General features: G+C 70.1%; 5 protein-coding genes and 1 pseudogene. All 6 read right to left on the minus strand.

Going from position 1 to position 5,892, the window contains the following annotated elements; translation table 11 throughout:
- Positions 1–44 precede the first annotated feature (44 nt).
- Positions 45–1,169 (minus strand): agmatine deiminase, encoded by a 1,125-nt coding sequence (gene aguA, locus WAL33_RS00220; protein ID WP_422177334.1) that lies wholly within the window; start codon positions 1,167–1,169, stop codon positions 45–47.
- 14 nt (positions 1,170–1,183) lie between these two features.
- Positions 1,184–2,608, minus strand: coding sequence for an APC family permease (locus WAL33_RS00225; protein WP_422177336.1), 1,425 nt, complete (start codon positions 2,606–2,608; stop codon positions 1,184–1,186).
- A 4-nt stretch (positions 2,609–2,612) separates the two neighbouring features.
- Entirely contained in the window at positions 2,613–3,659 is a 1,047-nt protein-coding gene (gene ptcA, locus WAL33_RS00230) for a putrescine carbamoyltransferase (protein ID WP_422177338.1), read from the minus strand.
- Positions 3,660–3,752: 93 nt separating this feature from the next.
- Complete coding sequence (locus WAL33_RS00235; RefSeq protein WP_422177340.1) at positions 3,753–4,433, minus strand: ABC transporter ATP-binding protein; 681 nt, start codon at positions 4,431–4,433, stop codon at positions 3,753–3,755.
- Positions 4,430–5,686: an ABC transporter permease gene (locus tag WAL33_RS00240; RefSeq protein ID WP_422177342.1), complete on the minus strand. Its 1,257-nt coding sequence runs from the start codon at positions 5,684–5,686 to the stop codon at positions 4,430–4,432. The genes WAL33_RS00235 and WAL33_RS00240 overlap by 4 nt, the downstream gene beginning before the upstream one ends.
- Positions 5,686–5,892, minus strand: a pseudogene (locus WAL33_RS00245) (efflux RND transporter periplasmic adaptor subunit); the annotation flags it as partial. The gene WAL33_RS00240 and the pseudogene WAL33_RS00245, both read right to left, overlap by 1 nt.

Genomic DNA, 5,892 nt, shown 5'->3' on the forward strand with positions numbered 1-5,892 from the left:
GCGCAGCAGGGCGTTGCCGCCAAGCGCGATCACCCGGCGCACGGCTAAGGCTTCCCACCGCCGGGGCGGACGCGCGCGCCCAGGGGTTCCTGCTGGGTGATGCAGTGGATATTGCCGCCGCCCAGCAGGATCTCGCGGGCCGGGACCGCGAGAATCCTGCGGGTCGGGAACAGCCGGCTCAGCAGCTCCAGGGCGGGCCCGTCCTGAGGATCGTCGAAGCTGGGCGCCACCACCACGTCATTGGCGATGTAGAAATTGACGTAGGAGGCGGCCATCCGGTCTCCCGGCTCGCGGGGCAGGGTGCCGGCCACCTTGTCGACGCCGGCGGCCTCCTCGGGGGTGATCAGCACCGGCGTCGGCTGAATCAGCTTGTGGACCCGCAACGGCCGGCCGCGGGCGTCGCGATAGCCGGCCAGCCGCGCCAGGGCGGCGGCGGAGCGGGCATATTGCGGGTCGGCCTCGTCGTCGGTCCAGGTCAGGACCACCTCGCCGGGGGCGACGAAGCGGCACATGTTGTCGACATGACCGTCGGTCTCGTCGAGATAGACGCCGTGCTCGAGCCACAGCACCGCCTCGACGCCCAGATAGTCGCGCAGCATCTGCTCGATCTCGCCGCGGGTCTTGTCGGGGTTACGGTTGGGGTTGAGCAGGCACTCTTCGGTGACCAGCACGGACCCTTCGCCGTCGACGTCGATCGAGCCGCCCTCGAGCACGAAGTCGGGCGCGTAGCGGTCGTCGCGTTCCAGCTCGATGACCTTCTCGCCGACCAGGTCGTCCTGGTCCCAGGGGAAGTAGAGGCCGCCCGTCAGCCCGCCCCAGGCGTTGAACTTCCAATCGACGCCGCGCACCGCGCCCTGGTCGTCGACGACAAAGGTGGGACCGCAGTCGCGAATCCAGCTGTCGTTGCTGGTCATCTCCACCACCCGCACCGGTGGGGCCAGCATGGCGCGGGCGATCAGGTACTGGGCCGGCGACACGCAGACCGTCACCGGTTCGCCCTGGACGATGGCCGCGGCGACGGCGGCGAAGGCGTGCTGGGCCGGCTTGGCCCCGCCGCGCCAGTTGTCCGAACGCTCGGGCCACAGCATCCAGCAGCCGATGTGCGGCGCCCATTCGGCCGGCATGCGAAAGCCGTCGGCGCGCGGGGTGGTGTCCAGGACCTGGGACATGATGGACCTTTCCGTTAGCGCGGCGCGCGGGGCGGCGCCCCGCGGCGGTTGGCCTTCATCACGCCGATGACCAGCTCGCCGAGCGTCAGGATCAGGGCGACGCCGGCCAGGATCGGACCGGTCTTGCTCCAGTCCACCGCCACCCCGGGAACCCAGAGGAAGAACAGGATCGCCTGCAGGATGAACAGGGTGCAGACCACCGCCATGACGCCGGCGCCGACGGCGCCGCCGGGCACGCGATAGGGGCGCGGCGTCGCCGCGTCGCGGGCCCGCAGCCGCAGGAAGGCGGGGAACAGCACCAGGTAGGGCAGCAGGAAGATCACCGAGCTGAAGGCGAACAGCGACCAGAACAGGTCCTCGGCGCTGCGCGCGAAGAGGCCGTAGGCGACGATCACCAAGGTCGAGACGACGCCGGTGAGGATGTAGGCGCCGATCGGGGTCTGGTTGGATTTGTGCAGCAGGCCGAACACCGCCGGCAGCTCGCCGTCCGCCGCCGCCGCCTGGGCGGCGCGATTGGCTCCCATCGACCAGGTGACCAGATTGGCCAGGATGGTGAACACCGCCCCGACGCCGATCACGGTGATGATCACGTTCAGCCCCGGCGCGCCGGCCAGCAGCGAACGCAGGGTGTCGAGCAGGCCCTCGATCAGGCCGATGTCCTTGACGGGCAGGGCGACCAGGATGCCGAAGGTGGCCAGCAGGTAGAAGGCCGAGATCAGCAGGCCGGCGGTGATCACCGCGATCGGCACGTCGCGGCTGGGATTGCGCATCTCCTCGCCGGCCCCGGAGACCAGCTCGAAGCCCATGAAATTGTAGACGATGACCGGCAGGAAGGCCAAGCCGGCGCCCCATTGCGGGATCAGCTTGGGCCAGGACAGGTCGTTGGCCGGTCCGCGGGTCGCCAGCACATAGATGCCGGCGCCGCCGATCAGCAGCATGATCGCCGCCTTGATGACGGCGCCCAGATTGGGCACCCACTTGGCGGTCGACAGGCTGGTGACGCCGATCAGCACGGTCAGCCAGGTGGCCCCCACGCCGATGGCGATCTTGCTCCACAGGCTCATCTCGATGCCGGTGATCTGAGCGATCAGGCCGGCCAGCAGGATGTAGCCGGACGGCATCCACAGGGCGACATTGACCCAGTAGTACCAGGTGGTCCGCGCCGCCCAGCGGTCGCCGAACGCGCGGCGGATCCAGTGCTGGATGCCGCCCTCGCCGGGATAGGCGGCGCCCAGCTCGGCGGTGATCAGGCCGTAGGGGATGAAGAACAGCACGAAGGTGATCACCCACCACGACAGGGCCGAGGCGCCGATGGCGGCCGAGGCGGCCAGGGTGTCGATGACCAGGATGGCGCAGACGGTGAACAGGGTGACGTCGAACAGGCCCATGACCCGCTTGAAGCGGGGACGCGGCGCGGCGGCGGAGACGGCGTCTGACATGGCCCTAGACCTTCTGCGAGGGAGCGGCCGGAGCCGGCTCGGCGAGGGGATGGTGTTTCAGGAAGTCGGCGATGCGGCCGGCGTGCCATTGCGACAGCTCCGGCGATCGCGGCTTCAGGTGCGGGCCGATGAAGGCGACCAGGATGGCCTTCTCGGCGTGCAGCCGGTTCTCGGACTGGTCGTAGATGATCGAGCGCGGGCCATCCATCACCGCGTCGGTGACCTCGACGCCGCGCGAGGCGGGCAGGCAGTGCATGAACTTGGCGTGGGCCGGGGCGTGGGCCAGCAGCGCGTCATTGACCTGGTAGCGGGGCATGAAGGCGGCCGTCCGCTCGGGGATCTCGGCCTCCTGGCCGACCCACCACCACAGGTCGGTATAGACGAAGTCGGCCTCGGCGACGGCGGCGACGGGATCGTCGGTCAGGGTGAGGGAGCCGCCGGAAACGGCGCTGTTGGCCTGGGCGATGGCCCGCCAGGCCTCGGGCGCCTGATAGCGCTCCGGCGCGCAATGGGTGAAGTGCAGACCCATCTGGGTGCAGATCATCATCAGCGACGAGCAGACATTGGTGGCGTCGCCGATGAAGGTGACGCGCAGGTCCTCCAGCGGCTTTCCGGCGGGCCGATGCTCGAGCATGGTGAAGACGTCGCACAGCACCTGGGTCGGGTGGTTGTAGTCGGTCAGGCCGTTGATCACCGGCACGGTGGCGTAGCGGGCTAGGTCTGTGACGGTGGCGTGCTTGAGGGTGCGCGCCTCGATGGCGTCGACCATGCGGCTGATGACCCGGGCGGTGTCCTTGAGGCTCTCGCGCACCCCCAGATGGATCTCGCCCGGTTTCAGATACAGGGCGTGGCCGCCCAGCCTGGTCATCGCCACCTCGAACGAGATGCGGGTGCGGGTGGAGGGCTCCTCGAAGATCATCCCCAGCGACGCGCCCGCCAGCAGCGGCGGCAGGGCCCGTTGCAGGTCGGCCGCCTTGAGCAGGCCGGTCAGCTCCAGCAACGAAAGGAGCTCGGCCTTGGTGAAGTCCTGGGTGTCGATGAAATGGCGCATGATCACGTCCCAGCCGATCGTCGTGACCTCAAGCTTAGGGGCGATGGTCCGGCCGAAACCTGATCAAGATCAAGAAGCGCCGCGGGATCGGCGTCAGGCGCCGGCGACGATGCGCCCGTCGAGCATGTGGATCCGGCGATCCGCCGCCTCGGCGAACCCCAGGTCGTGGGTCACGCAGATGACGGCGCGGTGCTCGTCATGCGCCAGCCTCTGGAACTCCTCGATCACCAGCCGGGTGTTGACGCTGTCGAGATTGCCGGTCGGCTCGTCGCTCAGCAGGATGGCGGGGTCGTTGGCCAGGGCGCGGGCGATGGCCACCCGCTGGCGCTGGCCGCCCGACAGCCGATCGGGCCGGCGTTCGGCCTCCGCCGACAGGCCCAGCTTGCCGCACAGCAGGTCGACGCGGGCGTCGATCGCCGCGGCGTCCAGTCGGCCCAGGCGGCGCATGGGCAGGGCGACATTGGCGCGGGCGGTCAGTTCCGGCAGCAGGAAATGGAACTGGAACACATAGCCGATGCGCTCGAGCCGCAGCCGGGTTCGCGCCGCGTCGTCGAGGTCGCCGACGCCGACGCCGTCGATCAGCACCTCGCCCCGGTCGGGGCGGTCCAGCAGGCCCAGCAGATAGAGCAGGGAGGACTTGCCGCAGCCGGAGGGGCCGATGATGGCCACCAGTTCCCCGGCCCGGATCTCCAGCGACACGTCGTCGACCAGGGTGAACGGTTCCGGGTCGGTCAGCAGGCGGGTCAGGCCGCGGCCCTCAAGCAGCACGCTCATGCCGCGCCCCGCAGGATCGACACCGGATCGACATTGGCCGCCTTGCGGGCCGGCAGCCAGGCGGCCAGCAGGGCGGCGGCCATCGAGGCCCCGCCGGCGATCAGGTACTGGCCGACCCCGCGGTCGAGCGGCAGGACCAGGGGCTTGCCGCCCATGGTCAGCGGCAGGCGGGCCAGGATCTCGAGCAGGGCTGTGCCGACCCCGAAGCCGAGCGCCGCCCCCAGGATCGCCACCAACACGCCCTCGATGAGGAAGATGGTCTGCACGTCGCCGGCCGTGAACCCCATGGCCCGCAGGATGGCGATGTCGCGCCGCTTGTCGGCGACGCTGGTGGAGACCGCCGTGTAGATCCCGAAGCTGGCCACCGCCAGTATGGCCAGGATCACCGCGTACATGATCACGTTGCGGACCACGAGCAGGTTGAGGATGTCGGCCGAGCGTTCTTGCCAGGACTCCCATTTATAGCCCCACCGCGCCTCCAGGCGCGCAGCCAGACGCTGGGCGTCGTCTGGGACGGGCAGGCGGATGTGCAGTTGGTTGACGATGTTGGGCCGGGCGAACAGCACCTGGGCGGTGCGCAGCAGGCCATAGGCGACGGTGTCGCCGGCATAGAAGCCGGCGCCGGCGTCAGGTTCGATCAGGGCCAGGATGCGCATGCGCTGCAAGGCGCCGCTGGGGGCGGTGACGATCAGGGTGTCGCCCAGTCGTGCGCCCATCCGCTCGGCCAGCGGCCGGCTGATGATCACGCCGTCGGGGCGCGCCTCCAGATCGACGAGCTTGCCGCCGCTCAGGGTCTCCTCGATCTTGGTCAGCTGGCCTTCCAGGCGCGGATCGACGCCGTTCAGCGCCACCGCCGCCGTCCGTCCGGCGAAGCCGACCGTCACCGCCCCGTTGATCGACGGCGCGGCGACGGCGCCGGGGAGGGCGCGGGCGTCGGCCAGCATGGCCGGCCAGTCCTTGAGGCCGCGAACCTCTTCCTGCGGACGCAGGTCGTAGATGCGCACGGCCGCTTGCGGAAAGGTGTCGAGCGCGGGCTGGCGGCTGGGATCGCGGCGTTCGTCGCGGACGACGATGTGCGGTGCGGTGTCGATCAGGGTGCGGATGAAATCCTTCTGCGAGCCGACCATCATGCCCGAGACCGCCAGGAAAAAGCCGACTCCGATGGCGACGCCCAGCATGGCCACGACGGTCTGGCGGGCGCGCACCACGAGATGGGCCAGGGCGATGTCCGCCAGCACGGCAAGGCCGGACATCATCGACCTCGCGCCGGACGCACCCGGGCGCCGTCGCGCAGCCCCTTGGGCGGGTCGAGCACCACCGAGGCCCCGGCCTTCAGCCCCGCCGTGATTTCGGTCTGGCTGGCGGCGGCCGCGCCCAGACGCACGGGGCGCCGGTGGGCTCGGCCGTTCTCGACGGTCCAGACGCTGGCGTCGCGGACGGCGGTCGAGGGGACCAGCAC

This window comes from Caulobacter sp., from assembly GCF_049283275.1.
In the GTDB taxonomy this organism is placed as follows: Bacteria; Pseudomonadota; Alphaproteobacteria; order Caulobacterales; family Caulobacteraceae; genus Caulobacter.